Source organism: Streptomyces sp. NPDC004658, assembly GCF_040609555.1.
Classification (GTDB): domain Bacteria; phylum Actinomycetota; class Actinomycetes; order Streptomycetales; family Streptomycetaceae; genus Streptomyces.
Genome location: NZ_JBEXKG010000063.1, coordinates 1 through 19,316 on the forward strand (window position 1 = coordinate 1; position 19,316 = coordinate 19,316).

The 19,316-nt window shown below is 73.6% G+C and carries 15 protein-coding genes; 6 read left to right on the top strand and 9 right to left on the bottom strand.

Features of this window, described 5'->3' with window-relative positions:
- Positions 1 to 142: 142 nt before the first annotated feature.
- From nirD to ABZV94_RS21810, 6 genes are all read right to left on the bottom strand, one after another.
- Positions 143 to 493, bottom strand: a complete 351-nt coding sequence (gene nirD, locus ABZV94_RS21785; RefSeq protein ID WP_356342561.1) for a nitrite reductase small subunit NirD — start codon at positions 491 to 493, stop codon at positions 143 to 145.
- Positions 490 to 3,099 carry a nitrite reductase large subunit NirB gene (nirB, locus tag ABZV94_RS21790; protein ID WP_356342563.1) on the bottom strand — a complete coding sequence of 870 codons (2,610 nt, stop codon included), beginning with the start codon at positions 3,097 to 3,099 and terminating at the stop codon, positions 490 to 492. Before nirB ends, nirD begins: the two co-directional genes overlap by 4 nt.
- On the bottom strand, positions 3,100 to 4,314 hold the full coding sequence (locus ABZV94_RS21795; protein ID WP_356342566.1) for an FAD-dependent oxidoreductase: 1,215 nt from the start codon (positions 4,312 to 4,314) through the stop codon (positions 3,100 to 3,102).
- 187 nt (positions 4,315 to 4,501) lie between these two features.
- On the bottom strand, positions 4,502 to 5,182 hold the full coding sequence (locus ABZV94_RS21800) for a class F sortase (RefSeq protein ID WP_356342568.1): 681 nt from the start codon (positions 5,180 to 5,182) through the stop codon (positions 4,502 to 4,504).
- 123 nt (positions 5,183 to 5,305) lie between these two features.
- A complete protein-coding gene (locus ABZV94_RS21805) occupies positions 5,306 to 5,815 on the bottom strand; it encodes a hypothetical protein (RefSeq protein WP_356342570.1) in 510 nt (169 codons plus the stop codon).
- Positions 5,816 to 6,051: 236 nt separating this feature from the next.
- Complete coding sequence (locus tag ABZV94_RS21810; protein ID WP_356342572.1) at positions 6,052 to 7,701, bottom strand: M4 family metallopeptidase; 1,650 nt, start codon at positions 7,699 to 7,701, stop codon at positions 6,052 to 6,054.
- Positions 7,702 to 7,851: 150 nt separating this feature from the next.
- On the opposite strand from ABZV94_RS21810, the gene ABZV94_RS21815 reads away from it, so the two are divergent.
- Positions 7,852 to 8,280 (top strand): gamma-glutamylcyclotransferase family protein, encoded by a 429-nt coding sequence (locus ABZV94_RS21815; protein ID WP_356342574.1) that lies wholly within the window; start codon positions 7,852 to 7,854, stop codon positions 8,278 to 8,280.
- Position 8,281: 1 nt separating this feature from the next.
- Here ABZV94_RS21815 and ABZV94_RS21820 read toward each other — a convergent pair whose 3' ends face one another.
- From ABZV94_RS21820 to ABZV94_RS21830, 3 genes are all read right to left on the bottom strand, one after another.
- The gene (locus ABZV94_RS21820) at positions 8,282 to 9,142 is read right to left on the bottom strand and encodes an arylamine N-acetyltransferase (RefSeq protein ID WP_356342577.1); all 861 of its coding nucleotides are present in this window, start codon (positions 9,140 to 9,142) and stop codon (positions 8,282 to 8,284) included.
- A gap of 54 nt (positions 9,143 to 9,196) precedes the next feature.
- The gene (locus tag ABZV94_RS21825) at positions 9,197 to 11,443 is read right to left on the bottom strand and encodes a molybdopterin oxidoreductase family protein (RefSeq protein ID WP_356342579.1); all 2,247 of its coding nucleotides are present in this window, start codon (positions 11,441 to 11,443) and stop codon (positions 9,197 to 9,199) included.
- 103 nt (positions 11,444 to 11,546) lie between these two features.
- Positions 11,547 to 12,227 carry an ElyC/SanA/YdcF family protein gene (locus ABZV94_RS21830; protein ID WP_356342581.1) on the bottom strand — a complete coding sequence of 227 codons (681 nt, stop codon included), beginning with the start codon at positions 12,225 to 12,227 and terminating at the stop codon, positions 11,547 to 11,549.
- A gap of 155 nt (positions 12,228 to 12,382) precedes the next feature.
- Here ABZV94_RS21830 and ABZV94_RS21835 point away from each other — a divergent pair, with 155 nt between their 5' ends.
- From ABZV94_RS21835 to ABZV94_RS21855, 5 genes are all read left to right on the top strand, one after another.
- Positions 12,383 to 13,171, top strand: coding sequence for a CbiX/SirB N-terminal domain-containing protein (locus ABZV94_RS21835; protein WP_356342584.1), 789 nt, complete (start codon positions 12,383 to 12,385; stop codon positions 13,169 to 13,171).
- Between the two features lie 105 nt (positions 13,172 to 13,276).
- Positions 13,277 to 14,551: a deoxyguanosinetriphosphate triphosphohydrolase gene (locus ABZV94_RS21840; protein ID WP_356342586.1), complete on the top strand. Its 1,275-nt coding sequence runs from the start codon at positions 13,277 to 13,279 to the stop codon at positions 14,549 to 14,551.
- Positions 14,552 to 14,655: 104 nt separating this feature from the next.
- Positions 14,656 to 15,921, top strand: a complete 1,266-nt coding sequence (locus tag ABZV94_RS21845) for an FAD-dependent oxidoreductase (RefSeq protein ID WP_356342589.1) — start codon at positions 14,656 to 14,658, stop codon at positions 15,919 to 15,921.
- 47 nt (positions 15,922 to 15,968) lie between these two features.
- Complete coding sequence (gene dnaG, locus ABZV94_RS21850) at positions 15,969 to 17,873, top strand: DNA primase (protein WP_356342591.1); 1,905 nt, start codon at positions 15,969 to 15,971, stop codon at positions 17,871 to 17,873.
- Positions 17,874 to 18,119: 246 nt separating this feature from the next.
- Positions 18,120 to 19,310 (top strand): RNA polymerase sigma factor, encoded by a 1,191-nt coding sequence (locus tag ABZV94_RS21855; protein WP_356342594.1) that lies wholly within the window; start codon positions 18,120 to 18,122, stop codon positions 19,308 to 19,310.
- Positions 19,311 to 19,316: the final 6 nt, after the last annotated feature.

Genomic DNA, 19,316 nt, shown 5'->3' on the forward strand with positions numbered 1-19,316 from the left:
CCCCCGGCCGGGCCCGTGACGTCCGGTCGGCAGGGGTCCTGCGTTCGGGCCTGGCCGGGGGCCGTCCCCGGGCCGGGTCCGTGGCGTCCGGCCGGCCCGGGGCCGGGGCCGGGGCCGGGCGCCCGGGCATCCCACGTCGCCGTTACAGCGCCCGCACCTCGTACGCGGTCACCCGTACCGACTCGTCGTCCAGGCACTCCCCGCTGACCAGGTCGAAGCGCTGCTTCAGCAGGGGGGAGGCCACGAACGGGCGGCCCTGGTGGGTGCCGGTCAGGCCGCGGGAGAGGACGGCCGCGCCGGTGAACGGGTCGCGGTTGTCGACGGCGTACAGCCGGTCCGCGCGGTCGCGGAAGAGGGCCACCTGGCGGCCGTCCGGCAGCAGGGCCGCCACTCCGCGGCCCGGGACCAGCAGGCTCAGGTCGCAGACCGTGAACCAGCCGTCCGCGAGCTGGAGCTGGACCTTCAGGTCGGTCGTCTCAACTGCCAGGGTCATCGCTGGGCGCTTCCTTCCAGGACGTCGTCGGCGGGCCGCAGGCCGATGTTCAGCAGCGGCAGGTCGGGCTTGATCTGGTCGCGCTCGGGGACGAAGGAGACGACCGGGTCCGGGGTGTCCGGCGCGTTCACGAAGGACACGAACCGGGCCAGCTTCTCCGGGTCGTTGACCGTCTCCGCCCACTCGTCGCGGTAGTGCGCGACGTGCGCCCGCATCAGCTTCTCCAGTTCGTCGCAGATGCCGAGCGAGTCGTGCACCACCACGTCCCGTACGTGCTCCAGACCCCCCGGGATGCGCTCCAGCCAGGTGCTGGTGCGCTCCAGGCGGTCGGCCGTACGGATGTAGAACATGAGGAACCGGTCGATCAGCCGGACCAGTTCGGCGTCGGACAGGTCCTGGGCCAGCAGGTCGGCGTGGCGCGGGGTGGCACCGCCGTTGCCGCCGACGTACAGGTTCCAGCCGTTGGAGGTGGCGATCACGCCGAAGTCCTTGGACTGGGCCTCCGCGCACTCGCGGGCGCACCCGGACACCGCGGACTTCAGCTTGTGCGGGGAGCGCAGGCCCCGGTAGCGCAGCTCCAGGTCGATCGCCATGCGGACCGAGTCCTGCACGCCGTACCGGCACCAGGTCGAGCCGACGCAGGACTTCACCGTGCGCAGCGACTTGCCGTAGGCGTGGCCGGACTCGAAGCCGGCGTCCACCAACCGGGCCCAGATCAGCGGCAGCTGCTCGACGCGGGCGCCGAACATGTCGATCCGCTGACCGCCGGTGATCTTCGTGTAGAGGCCGAAGTCCCGGGCGATCTCGCCGATCACGATCAGCTTCTCGGGTGCGATCTCCCCGCCGGGGATGCGCGGCACGACCGAGTACGAGCCGTTCTTCTGGAGGTTGGCGAGGAAGTGGTCGTTGGTGTCCTGGAGCGCGGCCTGCTCGCCGTCCAGGACGTAGCCGCTCGCGCCGATCGTCGGGGCGAGGGAGGCGATGATCGAGCCGACCGCCGGCTTGCACACCTCGCAGCCGTCACCGCCCCGGGCGCCCTCGCGGCCGTAGCGGTCCAGCAGTTCCTGGTACGACGTGATGCGCAGGGCGAGGACGATCTCGTACAGCTCCTCGCGGGTCTGCGCGAAGCAGCCGCACAGGCCCTTGTCGACCTCGACGCCGGAGGCCTCCAGCTCCGCGGTGACCAGCTGGCCCAGCACCTTCACGCAACTGCCGCAGCCGGTACCGGCCTTGGTGCACTTCTTCACCTCGGGCACGGTGGTGCACTCGTGCTCGGTGACGGCGCCGCGGATCGTGCCCTTGCTGACGTTGTGGCAGGAGCAGATGATCGCCTCGTCGGGCAGCGCGGACGGGCCGAGCTGAGCCCCCGAGCCCGCTCCGGCGGGCAGGACGAGCGACTCGGGGGAGACGGGCGGTACCGAGCCGGTGAGCGCGCGCAGGGTGCCGTACGCCTCCGCGTCACCGACGAGGATGCCGCCGAGCAGCGTGCCGTCCGCGCCGATGACCAGCTTCTTGTACAGCCCCGCGCGGGAGTCGGAGTAGACGACGTCCAGGCAGTCCTCGGTGGTGCCGTGCGCGTCGCCGAAGGAGGCCACGTCGACGCCGAGCAGCTTCAGCTTGGTGGACAGGTCGGCGCCGACGAAGGCGGCCTCGTCGGAGGCGATGGTGGCCGCGGCCGTCTGGGCCTGCTCGTAGCCCGGCGCCACCAGCCCGTACACCCGGCCGTCGGCGGCCAGCGCGCACTCGCCGATCGCGAAGACGTGCGGGTCGGAGACGGTACGGCACTGCTCGTCCACGGCGATGCCGCCGCGCTCGCCGACCGTGAGGCCGCAGGCGCGGGCCAGCTGGTCGCGGGGGCGGACACCGGCGCTGAACACGACCATGTCGGTGGCGAGTTCGGAGCCGTCGGACAGCTTCATGCCGGTGACGGCACCGTCGGTGCCCGTCACGATCTCCTGGGTGCCCACACCGGTGTGGACGGTCAGGCCCATGCCCTCGATGGTCCGCAGCAGGGCCGCCCCACCGCCGTCGTCCACCTGCACCGGCATCAGCCGCGGCGCGAACTCCACGATGTGGGCGTCGAGTCCGAGCCCCTTGAGCGCGCCGGCGGCCTCCAGGCCGAGCAGCCCGCCGCCGACCACGGCCCCCGTCGTCGCCCGGGTCTTCGCGTACTCCTCGATGGCCAGCAGGTCCTCGATGGTCCGGTACACGAAGCAGCCGGTGGCGTCCTTGTTCGGCACCGGCGGCACGAACGGGTAGGAGCCGGTGGCCAGGACGAGGACGTCGTAGCCCACGACCAGGCCCGAGCGTGCGGTCACCGTGCGCGCCTCGCGGTCGATCGACTCCGCCGGGTCGCCGAGGTGCAGCTCGATGCCGTGGTCCTTGAGGAACTCCCTGTCGGTCAGGGAGAGGTCCTCGGGCGTCTTGCCGGAGAAGTACGAGGTCAGCTGGACGCGGTCGTACGCCGGACGCGGCTCCTCGCACAGCACGACCACGCGGTGCGTGGCGGTCAGGCCGCGCTCGGCGAGCGCTTCGAGGAAGCGCTGGCCGACCATGCCGTGGCCGACGAGCACGATCGTGGGGGTGGCCCCCAGGGTGGCGGTCATTCAGGAGCCTCCATCGTTGGTGAGCAGGTGGAGCAGGGGGCCGTCGCCGGGGAGCGGCTCCGCTCCCTCCCAGGCGCGGGCGAGCGCGCCGACGGTGCCGAGTTCGCCGACGAGGACCCCGCCGACCAGGCGGTCGTCGCGGACGACGACCTTGCGGTAGGTGCCCCGGGTGGCGTCGGCGATCCGCACGACGTCGTCGCCGGGGCGGGGTTCGGTCTCGCCGAACGCGGCGAGGTCGAAGGGGGAGTCGGGGCCGGTCAGGGTCAGCCGGGTCAGGGAGCGGGTGCCGGTGTAGCGGGCACGGGTGTCGCCCGCGAGCAGCTCGGCGAGCGCGTCGGCCTGTTCCAGCGCCGGGGCGGCCAGGCCGTAGACCGTGCCGTCGTGCTGGGCGCAGTCGCCGATGGCGTGGATGCGCGGGTCGGAGGTGCGCAGCTCGTCGTCGACGAGGACGCCCTTGCGCACGGCGAGGCCCGCCTGCTCGGCGAGACCCGTGCGGGGCCGTACCCCGCAGGCGAGGACCACGAGGTCGGCGTCGAGCGCGTACCCGTCGGCCATCTCCACCGAGCGGACCGCGCCGGCGACGCAGCGCACGTCCCGCACCCGGCACTCGGTGTGCACCTCGACGCCCAGCTCGGTCAGGTGCCGCAGCACCAGCCGGGAGGCGTCCGGGTCCAGCTGGCGCTCCATGAGCCGCTCGGCCTGCTGCGCGAGCACCACCTGGGCGCCGCGGACGGCGAGCGCGCGGGCCGCGGAGACGCCGAGCAGCCCGCCGCCGATGACGACCGCCCGCACCCCGGGCCGCACGGCCTCGGCCAGGCCAAGGCAGTCGTCCATGGTGCGGAACGCGTGGACGCCCACGGGCAGCTGGTGGTCGGGGGTGAACAGGCCGCGCAGCGGGGGCAGCACCGGGTTGGAGCCGGTGGCCAGCACCAGCGCGTCGTACGCGAGCGACGTACCGTCGGCGCAGGCGACGGTACGGGCGGCCCGGTCGATGCCGGTGACCCGGGTGCGCAGCAGGCCGGCGGGCGGGGGGAGGGCGATCACCTCCGGGGCGTACCGGCCGGCCAGTACCTCGGCCAGCAGCACCCGGTTGTACGGCGCGTGCTCCTCCTCGCCGACGAGCAGCGCGGGCGTGCCCAGCTCGCCGAGCCGCCGGGCGAGCCGTACGCCCGCGAGGCCGGCGCCGATCACCACCACACGCGTATTCGAGGTCATGTCCCGAGCGTGCGGCCCCGACGTTTCCCGGCAGCATCACGTCTGTTTCCCGGGAGGAACGCTGCCCTCAGCGGGCCGGGGCGGGGGGTGTGAGGGGGCTGGGCGGGGGCGGAGCGGGGGTGTGAGGCGCGCCCTGTGCGCCGTGTCCGGTATGCCGTTTCCGGTGCCGGGGGTGCCCCGGCGGGCGTCAGCGGCTTGCCGTCAGGTGGGCGAACACCACCACGTTGCCCTGGTAGCCGGTGGTCCTGGAGTAGCCGCCGCCGCAGGTGATGACGCGGAGTTCGGGGCGGGGTGCGGCGCCGTACACCTTCTCGTCGGGGAAGTCGCGGGCCGAGTACACCTCCACCGCGTCCACGGTGAACACGGCCACGGTGCCGTCCCGGCGGTCCACCTCGATGCGGGCGCCCCGCTTCAGCGCGCCGAGGTCGTAGAAGACGGCGGGGCCCTCGGTGTTGTCGACGTGCCCGGCGACGATCGCGGTGCCCGTCTCGCCGGGAGTGGTGCCGGCCTCGTACCAGCCGGCGAGGTTCTTCTCCCGGGCGGGCGGCGCGTCCAGGCTGCCGGAGCGGGTGAGGGCCAGGCCCGTCAGGGGTGCGTTCACCCGGATCGCGGGGATGCGGATGCGCAGCGGCGGGGACGGCGGGAGGCCGGGCGCGGCGGCCCGTGTACCGCCCGGGTCGGGGCGGCCCTCGGCGGCGGACGGCTGCGGCGGGGTGTGCGGGACGGTGCCCCCGCCCAGCAGCCACACGCCGGAGCCGAGGGCGAGGACGGTGACGGCGGCTATGGCGGTGTCGCCGAGCCGGGCGGCCCTGGCGCTCCGGGCGGTCCCGCGGTTCCCGGCGGCCTTGCGGTTTCCGGCCTTGCGCATGCCAATCCCCTCTCCCGGGGGCGGACCCCCCGAAGGCCCCTTCCCCCTCCGGGCCGCGAGGGGCGTCGGACCCGGAGGGGGCGGGATGTGCGGTACCGGCGGACGGACAGCGGAGGGTGTCCGTCAGATCCCGTCGCCTCTCGCCCGGCGATGCAGGAGCCAGGTACCGCCCGCGGCGGCGACGGCCAGTGCCGCCACGCCCGCCGCGGTCTGTACGGGGTCGGGGCCGAGTCCGCCGCCGACCCCCGTCTTCACGCTTCCTCGCGGCAGCACCTGCTCGTGTGCCGCGCTCAACGCCACCACCAGGTCGCCCGCCACCTGCCGGTCGCCCTCGGCGCACCGGGCGACGATCTCGTACGTCCCCGGCTGCGCGCTCGGCGGCACCCGGAACTGTCCGATCGCCTCGCCCTCGTGCGCGGTGGGCGCCAGCATGAACGTTCCGGCACCGACCGCGCCGGCGTCCCCGGTAGCGGCGCCGGTGTCCCCGCACGCGGCCGTGTTGACCGTGACCCGGGCACCGGGTGCCACGGTCGCCGGGTACAGGTCCAGACGGCCGGTCCCGGCCGCGTGGGCCGGTGCCGCGGCGGCCACGGCGAGCGCCGTACCGGCCAGCAGACGGGCAGTGCGTCGCATGGTGCTCCCCAGAGCTTGTCCGACTCGTCCAGGGGTGCGCCCCTGCCCTACCGAGGTAAGTCGCAGTCGGCGGGATCCGCTTCCCGAGGCGGCGCCGGGAATGCGGTGAACGGGTGGCGCAGAAGGCCCCCCACACGGCCCAGCCGGAGCGTGATCCGGCAGGTCAGGGCCGTGTGAGGGGCCGGGTGCGAAGAGCACACGATTGGCCCCCACCCGCCGGGGGAGGCCGCGCGGGCTCAGTTCACGTTGACCGCGCTCCAGGCGGCGGCCACCGCGTTGTACTCGGTGCTACCCGCGCCGTAGAGGTCCTTGGCCGCGTTGAGGGTGGCCGTGCGCGCGCCCGCGTAGTTGGTCGACGAGGTCATGTAGACCGTCAGCGCCCGGTACCAGATCTTGCCGACCTTCTCCCGGCCGATGCCGGTGACGGTCGAGCCGTTGTACGTGGGCGAGTCGTAGCTGACGCCGTTGATGGTCTTCGCGCCGCTGCCCTCGGCGAGCAGGTAGGCGAAGTGGTTGGCGACGCCCGAGGAGTAGTGGACGTCCAGGTTCCCGACCGACGAACTCCAGTAGTCGGCCGAACTGCCGTCCTTGGACGGCTTGTCCATGAAGCGCAGGGCCGCCTTGCCGAAGCCGGGCTTCACGATCTTCTCGCCGATGAGGTAGTCACCGGTGTCGGAGGAGTTGTTCGCGTACCACTCGACCATCGTGCCGAGGATGTCGGAGGTGGCCTCGTTCAGCCCGCCGGACTCGCCCGAGTAGGTCAGCGCGGCGGTCTTGGACGTCACGCCGTGGGTCATCTCGTGCCCGGCGACGTCCAGGGCGACCAGCGGTCCGAAGGTGGTGCCGTCACCGTCGCCGTAGGTCATGCAGAAGCAACTGTCGTCCCAGAAGGCGTTGTTGTAGTTGCTGCCGTAGTGGACGCGGTTGTACGAGCCCTTGCCGTCGCCCGCGATGCCGTTGCGGCCGTGGACGTTCTTGTAGTAGTCCCAGGTCTCGTTGGTGCCGTACTGGGCGTCGACGGCGGCCGAGGCGCGGTCCGCGGTGGTGCCCGTGCCCCAGTGGTTGTCGGCGTCCGTGAACAGGGTCGCGGGGGCCCGGCTGAAGCAGATGCCGAAGATGCACAGGTCGGTCTTGCCCTCGGCGTCACCGGTGTAGGTGTTGCCCCGCGTCGGGTCCTTGAGCTGGTACGACGTCCCCGACGGGGTCGTCTCCAGCGGAACCGTGCCGCTGTAGAGCGCCTTGCCGTCGCCGGTGGCCGTCTCGATGCTGTCCCAGGCGTCGATCTGCGCTCCGGTGCGCGCGTCGGTCAGCACGGTCCGGGCGACGGGGTTGCCGAGCGAGTCCAGGCCGACCGCGTCGGTGCGCCAGGCCAGCTTCGGGCTGCCGTGCAGGGCGTCGACCACCAGCACCGGCTTGGCCTTGGCCTGCTTCAGCGTGGTGCCGGGGTTGGCCGCGCGCAGGGCGCTCACCGCGAGACCGGCCGCCTTGGGGCCGGAGACCCGCGGGGTGACGGAGGGCACGGAGACCGCCTGCCGGGTGGCGCGGTCGGCACCGCGGTAGGCGCCGTCGGGAGCGAGGTGGACGACGAAGTCACCGCCCAGCACCGGGAGCTGACGGTACGTCCGGTCGTAGCGGACGTGCTGGGTGCCGTCCCTGTCCACGACCACGTCCCGGACGCTGGTGTCCTGGGGCGCGGTGAGGCCCAGGGACGCGGCGTGGGCCAGGAGGGCCGACGCGGCGTTCTCGACCGCGGTGGCCCGGGTCGGTCTGGCGTCGGCGTGGGCGGCGGGGGAGAGGCTGACGGCCAGCAGGGTCGCGGTGGTCAGGGCGACACCGGCGGTGGCTGTGCGACGGGTTCCTCGGACGTGCTGCCGTATCCGGCTCATCTGTCTCCTCGGGAAGGCGCCAGGCTGGGTGTGGGGGTGGCGCTGACGTGTCACCGAGATTTAAGAGGCCATGACATGTCATGTCCATAGCGCGTTCATGGATCTTCGGGGAGATGTGTGGGGGGCCGGCGAGGGTCCAGAATCGTTTCCGTGATCGCCGAGGACCCCCGACCCCTGCCCTTCTTCGTCTACGGCACGCTCCGCCCCGGCGAGCCCAACCACGACCTCTTCCTGCGCGGTCGCACCCTCGCCGAGGAACCGGCCCGCCTCACCGGTGCCGTGCTGTACGACGGCCCCGGCTACCCCTACGCCGTCGAGGAACCCGGCGGAACCGTGCGCGGGGAACTGGTGACCGCCCGGCCCGAGGCGTACGAGGAACTGCTGGCCGCCCTGGACCGGCTGGAGGAGTACGTGCCGGGCGACCCCCGCAACCTCTACGAACGCCTCGCCCGGGACGTCGTACGCACCGCCGGCGGCACCGTCCGCGCCTGGGTCTACCTGGCCGCCCCGCGCGTCGCCGCCCGGCTGCGCGCCACCGGCACCCGCATCACGGACGGCGACTGGCTCTCCCGCCGCTGACTCAGGGCAGCAGGGTGACCCCCTCCGGCACCTCGATGCCGAACTCCTGCTCCACCACGCGCCGCGCCTCCGCCTCCTCGGTCAGCGTGCGCCCGGTCACCGTGCCGTCGGCCAGTGTCTCGGTGAACCGGGCGCCGTCCAGGGCGAGATGGCGATCGGCGGTGGTGCGCTGGAGGTAGGGACGGCGAGTGAAGGGAGACCGGGGGTGCGTGCCGACGAACCAGTTGAACACCTCCAGGTCCGGCGCGGCGAACGGCTCCTGGGTGAACGCGTACTGACCGGCCCACGCCCCCTCGCCCGAACCGCCCCGGGGATCGTGGACCTGCAACTCCCACAGCTCCAGCGGCCCGTCGTGCGGCAGCCGCACCAGCCGGTGCCGGCGGCCGGCGCCCTCGGACTCGGTCCCGGTCACCAGCGGCACCGGCAGCAGCAGCGCACCCGGCGCGCCGAAACCGACGTCCGCCAGATACGGCAGCGGCTCGCCCGGCACCTCGACCCGGAGCATCGCGTGCGTGCGGGGCCTGCTCTCCGGTGTCTCCGCGCCCACCACGACCCGGGCGGCCAGCTGGGTCACCCGGAAACCGAGCGCCTCCAGCGCCAGCCGGAGCAGGATGTTGTGCTCGTAGCAGTAGCCGCCGCGCCGGCCGCGGATCATCTTGGCCATCAGGTCGGCGGGCGCGAGGGAGGGGGCCGTGCCCCGCACCGGGTCCAGGTTCTCGAAGGGCAGCGACAGCGCGTGCGCCAGGTGCACCCCGCGCAGGGTGGCCAGGTCGGCCCGCCGCTCGCCCTTGAAGCCGATGCGGTCGAGGTAGGCGTCGAGGTCGTACGGCTCGCTCTGCTCGGTCAGGTCGGTGTCGGACATACCCCGAACCTATGCGAACGCCACCTCCCCGCGCCTCGGCCGGTGGACCGGACCTCACTCCTCCGCTGGGCCCAGGACCTCCACCCGTACCGCGCACGACTTGAACTCCGGCATCCGGGAGGTCGGGTCCAGGGCCGGGTTGGTGAGCGTGTTGGCGCGGCCCTCGCCCGGCCAGTGGAACGGCATGAAGACGGTGTCCGGCCGGATGGCACCGGTGATCCGCGCGGGCGCGACGGCCCGGCCGCGCCGGGACACCACCGCCACCGGGTCGCCGTCGGCCGCCCCCAGCCGGGCCGCGAGCCGCGGGTGCAGCTCCACGAAGGGGCCGGGCGCCGCCGCGTTCAGCTCCGCCACGCGCCGGGTCTGCGCCCCCGACTGGTACTGCGACACCACCCGCCCGGTGGTCAGCAGCAGCGGATACTCGGCATCCGGCTCCTCGGCCGTGGCCCGGTGCACCACGGGGACGAACCGGGCCCGGCCGTCCGGGGTGGCGAAACGGTCCAGGAACAGGCGCGGGGTGCCGGGGTGCGCGACGGCCGGGCCGGAAGCGGCGTCCCCAGGGGTCCCGGCGTCCGAGGTGAGGGAGGCGGGCGGCACGCCGGCGGTGCCGCCGGGGTCCGCCGCCGGGTCGTCCGGCAGCGTGTCCAGGACCGCGTCCTCGCCGTCGGCCGCACCGGTGCCGCTCGTCTCACCCGGCCCCTCCGGGCACGGCCAGAAGACGCCGTTCTCCTCGGTCAGGCGGCGGTAGGTGATGCCGGAGTAGTCCGCCGGGCCGCCGGCGCTCGCGCGGCGGAGTTCCTCGAAGACCTCCTCCGGGTCGGCCGGGAAGCCCTTCTCCACCCCCAGGCGGCCGGCCAGCTCGTGCAGGACGTACAGGTCGCTGCGGACGCCGGGCGGGGGAGTGACGGCCTGCCGGCGCAGCAGCACGCGGCCCTCCAGGCTGGTCGTCGTGCCCGTCTCCTCCGCCCACTGCGTCACCGGCAGCACGACGTCCGCCAGCTCCGCCGTCTCCGAGAGGACGACGTCGGCCACCGCGAGGAAGTCCAGCGAGCGCAGGCGCTCCTCGACGTGGGCCGCCCGCGGGGCCGACACCACCGGGTTGGAACCCATCAGCAGCAGCGCCCGGACGTCCGTACCGAGCGCGTCGAGGAGTTCGTACGCGCTGCGCCCGGGACCCGGCAGGCTGTCCGGGTCCACGCCCCACACGCCGGCCACGTGCCGCCGCGCCTCCGGGTCGTCCAGCTTGCGGTAGCCGGGCAACTGGTCGGCCTTCTGGCCGTGTTCGCGTCCGCCCTGCCCGTTGCCCTGCCCGGTCAGACAGCCGTACCCGGAGAGGGGGCGGCCCGGACGGCCGGTCGCCAGGCACAGGTTGATCCAGGCGCCCACCGTGTCCGTGCCCTTGGACTGCTGCTCCGGTCCCCGCGCGGTGAGCACCATCGCCGCCTCCGGCTCGCAGAACATCCGCACCGCCTGCCGGAGCTGCGGCACCGGCACCCCCGTGATCCGCTCCACGTACTCCGGCCAGTGCGCCATCGCCGCGGCCCGGGCCTCCTCCCACCCGGTGGTCCGCTCCCGGATGTACTCCTCGTCCGTGCGGCCCTCGGCCACCACCAGGTGCAGCAGGCCCAGCGCGAGGGCGAGATCGGTGCCGGGCCGGGGCGCCAGGTGCAGGTCGGCCTGCTCCGCGGTCCGCGTCCGGCGCGGGTCGACGACGATCAGCGTGCCGCCGTTGTCCCGCAGCTCCGTGAAGAACCGCAGCGACGGCGGCATGGTCTCGGCGAGGTTGGACCCGACGAGGATCACACACCCGGTCCTCGGGACGTCCTCCAGCGGGAACGGCAGCCCCCGGTCGAGACCGAACGCCTTCGTACCGGCCGCCGCCGCCGACGACATGCAGAACCGGCCGTTGTAGTCGATCTGCGAGGTGCCCAGCACGACCCGGGCGAACTTGCCGAGCGCGTAGGCCTTCTCGTTGGTCAGCCCGCCCCCGCCGAACACCCCGAGCGCGTCGGCGCCGTACCGCTCCCGCGTCGCCCCGAGCCGCTCGGCGATCCGGTCCAGCGCCCGGGGCCAGCTCGCCTCCACCAGCCGGCCGCCGTCGCGCACCAGCGGCACGGTCAGCCGCACCGCGGGCGACAGCACCTCGGCCGCCGTACGGCCCTTGCCGCACAGCGCGCCCCGGTTCACGGGGAAGTCCGCGCGCTCGGTGACCTCGACGCCCCCCTGGGGCAGGGGCGTGATGTTCATCCCGCACTGCAAGGCGCAGTACGGGCAGTGGGTGGGCGTCGAGGTGTTCTCCATGCCGCCCAGCGTGCGTCGCGCGTGTTACGGCCCCGGGTCGCCTCCGGTTACGCCCCCGGCACGGCGACCTCCCCGCGCCGGCCGGCCGGCCGTGAGGCCGCGGTCACCGCCCGGCGGCCAGGGCCCGCGCCACCCCCGGCTCCTTGGGCCCGAGGAACGTCGGGTCCGGCTGGAACACGGCGTCCAGCGCCGCCTTGCCCGCCGCGAACACCTCGCGCGTCCCGCCGTAGTACCAGGTCGCGTCGTGCTCGTCGTCGACCCCGACGCCGTACGACTCCACCCCCGCCGCCTCGCACAGGGCCACCGCCCGCCGGATGTGGAAGCCCTGGCTGATCAGCACGGCCCGGTCCACCCCGAAGATCTTCTTCGCCCGGACGCAGGAGTCCCAGGTGTCGAACCCGGCGTAGTCGCTGACGATCCGCGCGTCGGGCACCCCGTGCCGCGTGAGGTAGGCGCGCATGGCGTCGGGCTCGTCGTAGTCCTTGCGGCTGTTGTCCCCGGTGACCAGCACCACCTCGATCCGCCCCGCCCGGTACAGCGTGGCCGCCGCGTCCAGCCGGTGCGCGAGGTACGGCGACGGCTCCCCGTGCTTCCACAGCCCCGCCCCGAACACCACCGCGACCTCGGTGCGCGGCACGTCCGCCGTCGTCCGCAGCCGGTCCGCCGTCGACACGTACAGCCAGGCCGACGGCAGCAGCGCCAGCACGCACCCGGCCATCACGGCCTGCACCAGCCTCCGCTGCCCGGTCCGCGTGCGCGGCCATCGCGGTCGACGGATCCTCATACGGCCCCCCAGGGTGATCGCTCCCGTCCAGGCAGGACGCTCCCGGCGCCGCCCCGGTTCGCCTCACACCGGACGTCCGTACGAGGTGAACCCGCGGAAAACACCCGTGACGGCCACGCAACGGGCGCGCAACGTCCCGCGACCAGGATCGTCCCATGACGGCGTCGATCCCCCTCCGCACCAGCAGCCGGCTCGTCTTGCCGCGCGGCCCCCGCCGCCCGGCCCCGCCGGCCCTCGTGCTGGTCGCCCACGGCAGCCGGAACCCCCGGGCCCTCACCACCGTGCGGGCCCTGATGGACCGGGTCCGCGCGCTGCGCCCCGGCCTCCCCGTCCACCTGGGCCACATCGAGCTGAACGAGCCCCTGCTCCCCGACACCCTGGCCGCGCTCGGCAGCGCCCCCGCCGTCCTCGTCCCGCTCCTCCTCGCACGCGGCTACCACGTCAAGCAGGACATCCCCGAGATGGCGGCTGCCGCACCGGTCCGCGCACACGTGGCCGCCCCGCTCGGCCCCCACCCCCTCCTCGCCGAGGCCCTGCACGCCCGCCTCCTGGAGGCCGGCTGGCCGACGGCCATGGACGGCACCGCCCGCCGCGGGACCGCCGTCGTCCTCGCCGCGGCCGGCTCCCGCGACCCCGACTCGGCCACGGACACCCGCCACACGGCCCGGCTCCTCTCCGCCCGCCTGGGCGTCCCCGTCGTCCCCGCGTACGCCTCGGCCGCGGCCCCGACGCTCCCGGCGGCGCTGCGGACCCTGGCGGCAAGGGGCCGCCGCAGAGTGGCCGTGGCGTCCTGTTTCACAGCTCCCGGCCGCTTCGCGACCCAGTGCGCGAACGCGGCACCGTGGATCGCCTCCCAGCCCCTGGGCGCCCACGAGGCGATGGCGCGCCTGGTCCTGCGCCGCTACGACCAGAGCCTGGCGGACGGGGCCGCGGCGGCTGCCTGAAAGGGGCGCGCACGCGGTTGCGCCGCGCGGGCGCGACCGGCCACGACGTGCCCGGTCCCGCCGGCGGGACCGCACACGGCGGACGATTGGGCTTACTGTCGACCCATGGAAGGCACCGCACTCTCCACGGCGTACGACCCGGCGTCAGTCGACCGCTGGGTCCCCGAACCCGACAAACGCCCCGGCCGCACAGCCTTCCAGCGGGACCGCGCACGCATCCTCCACTCCGCCGCCCTGCGGCGCCTCGCCGGCAAGACACAGGTGGTGACCCCCGGCACCCGAAGCAAGGCCTGGGACGCGAGCCCCCGGACACGGCTGACGCACTCCCTCGAATGCGCCCAGGTCGGCCGGGAACTGGGCGCCGCCCTGGGCTGTGACCCCGACCTGGTGGAGGCGGCCTGCCTCGCCCACGACCTCGGTCACCCGCCCTTCGGTCACAACGGCGAGACCGCGCTGAACGAGTTCGCCGACGACTGCGGCGGCTTCGAGGGCAACGCCCAGTCCCTGCGGCTCCTCACCCGCATCGAGCCCAAACGGTTCACCGAGGAGCGCTCCGTCGGCCTGAACCTGACCCGCGCCACCCTGGACGCCGCCACCAAGTACCCGTGGCCGCGCGGCGCGCACCCCACCGACCCGGCGTCGGCGAAGTTCGGCGTGTACGCGGACGACCGCCCGGTGTTCGACTGGGTCAGAGGACACGCCCCCGGCACCCGCACCTGCTTCGAGGCGCAGGTCATGGACTGGTCGGACGACGTCGCCTACTCGGTGCACGACGTCGAGGACGGCCTGCACGCCGGGCACATCGACCCCAACTGCCTGCACGCCGAGCCGGAACGGCAGGCGGTGTTCCAGGTCGCCGTCGGCCGGTACGTCCCCGCGGACACCGACCCCGCCGAACTCGCCGCCGCCCTGGACCGCCTCCAGGACGAGGAGTGGTGGCCGCACGGCTACGACGGCACGGCGGTCGCCCAGGCCCGTCTGAAGGACGCCACCAGTCAGCTCATCGGCCGGTTCTGCCTGGCCGCCGAGGGCGCCACCCGCGCCGCGTACGGCACGGGGCCGCTCACCCGCTACGACGCCGAACTCGTCGTACCCCGCGAGACCCGCATGGAGTGCGCGGTGCTCAAGGCGGTCGCGGACCGGTACGTGATGCAGCGCGCGGAGCAGGAGCGGCTGCGCGCCGACCAGCGGGTCATCGTCGCGGAGCTGGCCGAGGCGCTGACCGCCCGCGCGCCCGAGGGCCTCGACCCCCAGTTCCGGGCGCTGTTCGACGCGGCGGACGACGACCGGGCGCGCAAGCGGGTGATCGTGGACCAGATCGCCTCCCTGACGGACGCCTCGGCGCTCTCGCTGCACGCGAGACTTACGGGGCATATGTGAGAGGAACATGACCCTCCGTGGCCTGATCGGGTCACACCCTCTTCCCGCATCACGCTGCGTGCGGGACGCTCGCATGTGGCGGCACCCTTACGAGGAGGCATCAAGTGGTCGACGCGGATCAGACGTTCGTCATCGTGGGAGGCGGTCTCGCCGGCGCCAAGGCGGCCGAGACGCTCCGGGCGGAGGGCTTCAGCGGCCGCGTGATACTGATCTGCGACGAACGCGACCACCCCTACGAGCGCCCCCCGCTGTCCAAGGGCTACCTGCTCGGCAAGGAGGAGCGGGACAGCGTCTTCGTGCACGAGCCCGCCTGGTACGCGCGCAACGACGTCGAGCTGCACCTCGGCCAGACGGTGGACCGGATCGACCGCACGGCGAAGACGGTCCGCTTCGGTGACGACGGCACGCTCGTCCGCTACGACAAGCTGCTGCTGGTCACCGGCGCCGAGCCGCGCCGCCTGGACATCCCCGGCACCGATCTGGCGGGCGTCCACCACCTGCGCCGCCTCGCGCACGCCGAGCGCCTCAAGGGCGTCCTGCACCACCTCGGCCGGGACAACGGGCACCTGGTGATCGCGGGCGCCGGCTGGATCGGCCTGGAGGTCGCGGCGGCGGCCCGGGGCTACGGCGCGGAGGTCACGGTGATCGAACCGGCGCCGACCCCGCTGCACGGTGTGCTCGGCCCCGAGCTGGGCAACGTCTTCGCCGAGCTGCACCGCGAGCACGGCGTCCGCTTCCGCTTCGGCGTGCGGCTCACCGAGATCGTCGGCCAGGACGGCGTGGTCCTCGCGGCCCGCACGGACGACGGCGAGGAGCACCCGGCGCACGACGTCCTCGCGGCGATCGGCGCGGCACCCCGGGTCGCCCTCGCGGAGGCGGCCGGCCTGGAGATCGCCGACCGGGCGCACGGCGGCGGCATCGTCGTCGACGAACGGCTGCGCACGTCCGACCCCGACATCTACGCGGCCGGCGACGTGGCGTCCTTCCCGCTCGCCCTGTTCGACACCCGGCTGCGCGTCGAGCACTGGGCGAACGCGCTGAACGGCGGCCCGGCGGCGGCGCGGGCGATGCTCGGCGAGGAGATGGTCTACGACCGGGTGCCGTACTTCTTCACCGACCAGTACGACCTGGGCATGGAGTACAGCGGCTGGGCGCCGCCGGGGTCGTACGACGAGGTGGTGATCCGCGGCGACGCCGGGAAGCGGGAGTTCATCGCGTTCTGGGTGAAGGAGGGACGCGTGCTGGCCGGGATGAACGTGAACGTGTGGGATGTCACAGAGCCCATCCAGAAGCTCATCCGTTCCCGGGCCAGGGTGAACGTCGAGGCGCTCTCCGACCCGCACGTCCCCCTCGACAGCCTCGCCTCATGACCTCCGCGGGCACCGGGACTGTCGGCGCACCCCCGTAGAATTCACGCGTGGCAGGACGGATCAACGACGAGGACGTGAAGGCGGTACGGGACGCGGTCCCGATCGACGCCGTGGTCTCCGAGTACCTCCAGCTGCGCAACGCGGGCGGCGGCAACCTCAAGGGGCTGTGCCCGTTCCATGACGAGAAGTCGCCGTCCTTCCAGGTCAGCCCCAGCAAGGGTCTCTTCCACTGCTTCGGCTGCCAGGAGGGCGGCGACACCATCACCTTCGTGATGAAGGTGGACCACCTCTCCTTCTCCGAGGCGGTGGAGCGGCTGGCCGCGCAGGCCGGCATCACGCTGCGGTACGAGGAGGGCGGGTACAACCCGGCCCACCAGCGCGGCGAGCGGATCCGCCTGGTCGAGGCGCACAAGATCGCCGCCCAGTGGTACGCCGAGCAGCTGGCCACCAGCCCCGAGGCCGAGACCGGCCGGGTCTTCCTCGCCGAACGCGGCTTCGACCAGGCCGCCGCCGTCCACTTCGGCGTCGGCTACAGCCCCCAGGGCTGGGACCACCTGACCCGCTACCTGCGCGGCAAGGGCTTCACCGACAAGGAGCTGATCCTCTCCGGCCTGGCCCAGGAGGGCCGCCGGGGACCCATCGACCGGTTCCGGGGCCGGCTGATGTGGCCCATCCGGGACATCGGCGGCGACGTCGTCGGCTTCGGCGCCCGCAAGCTGTACGAGGCCGACACCGGCCCGAAGTACCTCAACACCCCCGACACGGCGATCTACCGCAAGAGCCAGGTGCTGTACGGCATCGACCTGGCGAAGAAGGAGATCGCGAAGAGCAGCCGCGCGGTGGTGGTCGAGGGCTACACCGACGTCATGGCCTGCCACCTCGCCGGGGTGACGACGGCCATCGCGACCTGCGGCACGGCCTTCGGCGGCGAGCACATCAAGATCCTGCGCCGGCTGCTGATGGACAACGGCTCGGCCCGGGTGATCTTCACGTTCGACGGCGACGCGGCCGGGCAGAAGGCCGCCCTGCGCGCCTTCGAGGACGACCAGAAGTTCGCCGCCGAGACGTACATCGCCATCGCGCCGGACGGCATGGACCCGTGCGAACTGCGCCTCGCCAAGGGCGACGAGGCGGTGGCGGACCTGGTCGAGCCGCGCACGCCCCTCTTCGAGTTCGCGCTCCGCCAGATCGTCAGCCGCTACGACCTGGACACCCCGGCGGGCCGCGCGGCGGCGCTGGACGAGGCGGCGCCGATCGTCGCCCGGATCAAGAACAGCGGAGCCCAGCACGAGGTCGCCGTCGAGCTGGCCGGCATGCTCGGCATCCTCGACACCCAGTTCGTGGTCCGCCGGGTGGCCCAGCTGGCCCGCTGGGCCCGTGACGGCAAGGGCCCCCAGCAGCAGGACCGGCGCCGCCCGGCCGACCGCCAGTGGACGGAGGCGCCCCGCCCCGCGAGTTCCGGGCCGGCCCTGACCCTGCGCAACCCGGTCTTCGCCGCCGAACGCGAACTGCTCAAACTCGCCCTCCAGCGCCCCGAACTGGTCTCCCCGGCCTTCGACGCCTACGGCGTGGACGAGTTCACCGCCCCGCCGTACGCCGCCGTGCGCCAGGCCATCGCGGAGGCGGGCGGCGCCGAGTACGGCGTCCCGGACCCGCAGGAGTACCTGGTCCGCGTGCGCGAGGCCGCACCGGACGACACCGTGCGCGCGATGGTCACCGAGCTGGCGGTCGAGCCGATCCTGCGCCGCACGGTGGACGAGACGTACGCCGGCACGGTCCTGGTCCAGATCCGCCGCCGCGCCGTGGAGCGCCGCATCCGCGACATCCAGTCCCAGATGACCCGCCTGTCCACCGCCGGCGACGCCGCCCAGCTGGCCGCCGTGCAGAACGAGCTGTGGGTCCTCCAGCAGTACGACCAGGCGTTGCGGGAGCGGGGCGCGGAGGCGCTGTGACGGGGGCTAGCCCTGTGCGCGGGGCTGCTCGGGCGGGGTGACGCCGAGGTGGTCGGTGATGGCTCCGACCTGCGCGGTGAGCGACCCCAGCTGCTCCATCATCGCCACTACCCACGTGGACCAAGGGCCCGCAGTTGCCAATCGCATAGTCCAACGAGACGAGTAACCGACCGGTGACGGACCGGACGCAAAAAGTCACGGCACGACCCTCGTGGCGGGCTTGTGTCGTACTCCACACTGGGGGCGGTGCCCGAGCCTCGGAGCGCACGCTGCCGCACACCTTCAGCAGCGATCATCCTGGAGGTCGCCCCCGTGCAGACCCAGACCCTCACCCAGACCGACAGCAGCACCAGCGCCACCGTCATCACCGCGGACGAGCCGGACCCCGAGGCGGACGTCCTCGCGGCCGTGCCCCCGCAGAGCCGTGCCGCCCTGCACCCCGAGGCGGAGCCCCCCGCCGACGCGCTCGCGGACGAACCCGAGGAACCCGTCGAGGTCCCGGCCGTCGCCCGGGTCGAGTCCGGCGGACCCTCCGCCGACCTGTTCCGCCAGTACCTGCGCGAGATCGGCCGCATCCCGCTGCTCACCGCCGCCGAGGAGGTGGAACTGGCCCGCCGGGTGGAGGCCGGCCTGTTCGCGGAGGAGAAGCTGGGCAACACCCCCGACCTGGACAGCGAACTCGCGCTGGACCTGGACCGGCTCGTCGTCATGGGCCGCATGGCCAAGCGCCGGCTCATCGAGGCGAACCTGCGGCTCGTCGTCTCCGTGGCCAAGAGGTACGTCGGCCGGGGCCTGACCATGCTCGACCTCGTCCAGGAGGGCAACCTCGGCCTCATCCGGGCCGTGGAGAAGTTCGACTACGCGCGCGGCTACAAGTTCTCCACCTACGCCACCTGGTGGATCCGGCAGGCCATGAGCCGGGCGCTCGCCGACCAGGCCCGCACCATCCGGGTCCCGGTGCACGTCGTGGAGCTGATCAACCGGGTCGTCCGGGTCCAGCGGCGGATGCTCCAGGAGCGCGGCTACGAGCCGACGGCCGAGGAGGTCGGCGCCCATCTGGACCTGCCGCCCGAGCGGGTCGGCGAGGTGCTGCGGCTCGCCCAGGAGCCGGTGTCGCTGCACGCCCCGGTCGGCGAGGAGGACGACGTCGCCCTCGGCGACCTCATCGAGGACGGTGACGCGACGAGCCCCGTGGAGTCCGCCGCCTTCCTGCTGCTGCGCGAGCACCTGGAGGCGGTGCTGTCCACGCTGGGGGAGCGCGAGCGGAAGGTCGTCCAGCTCCGGTACGGCCTGGTCGACGGCCGCCCGCGCACCCTGGAGGAGATAGGCCGCATCTTCGGCGTGACCCGCGAGCGGATACGGCAGATCGAGTCCAAGACGCTGAACAAGCTCCGGGACCACGCGTTCGCCGACCAGCTCAGGGGCTACCTGGACTGAGGGACC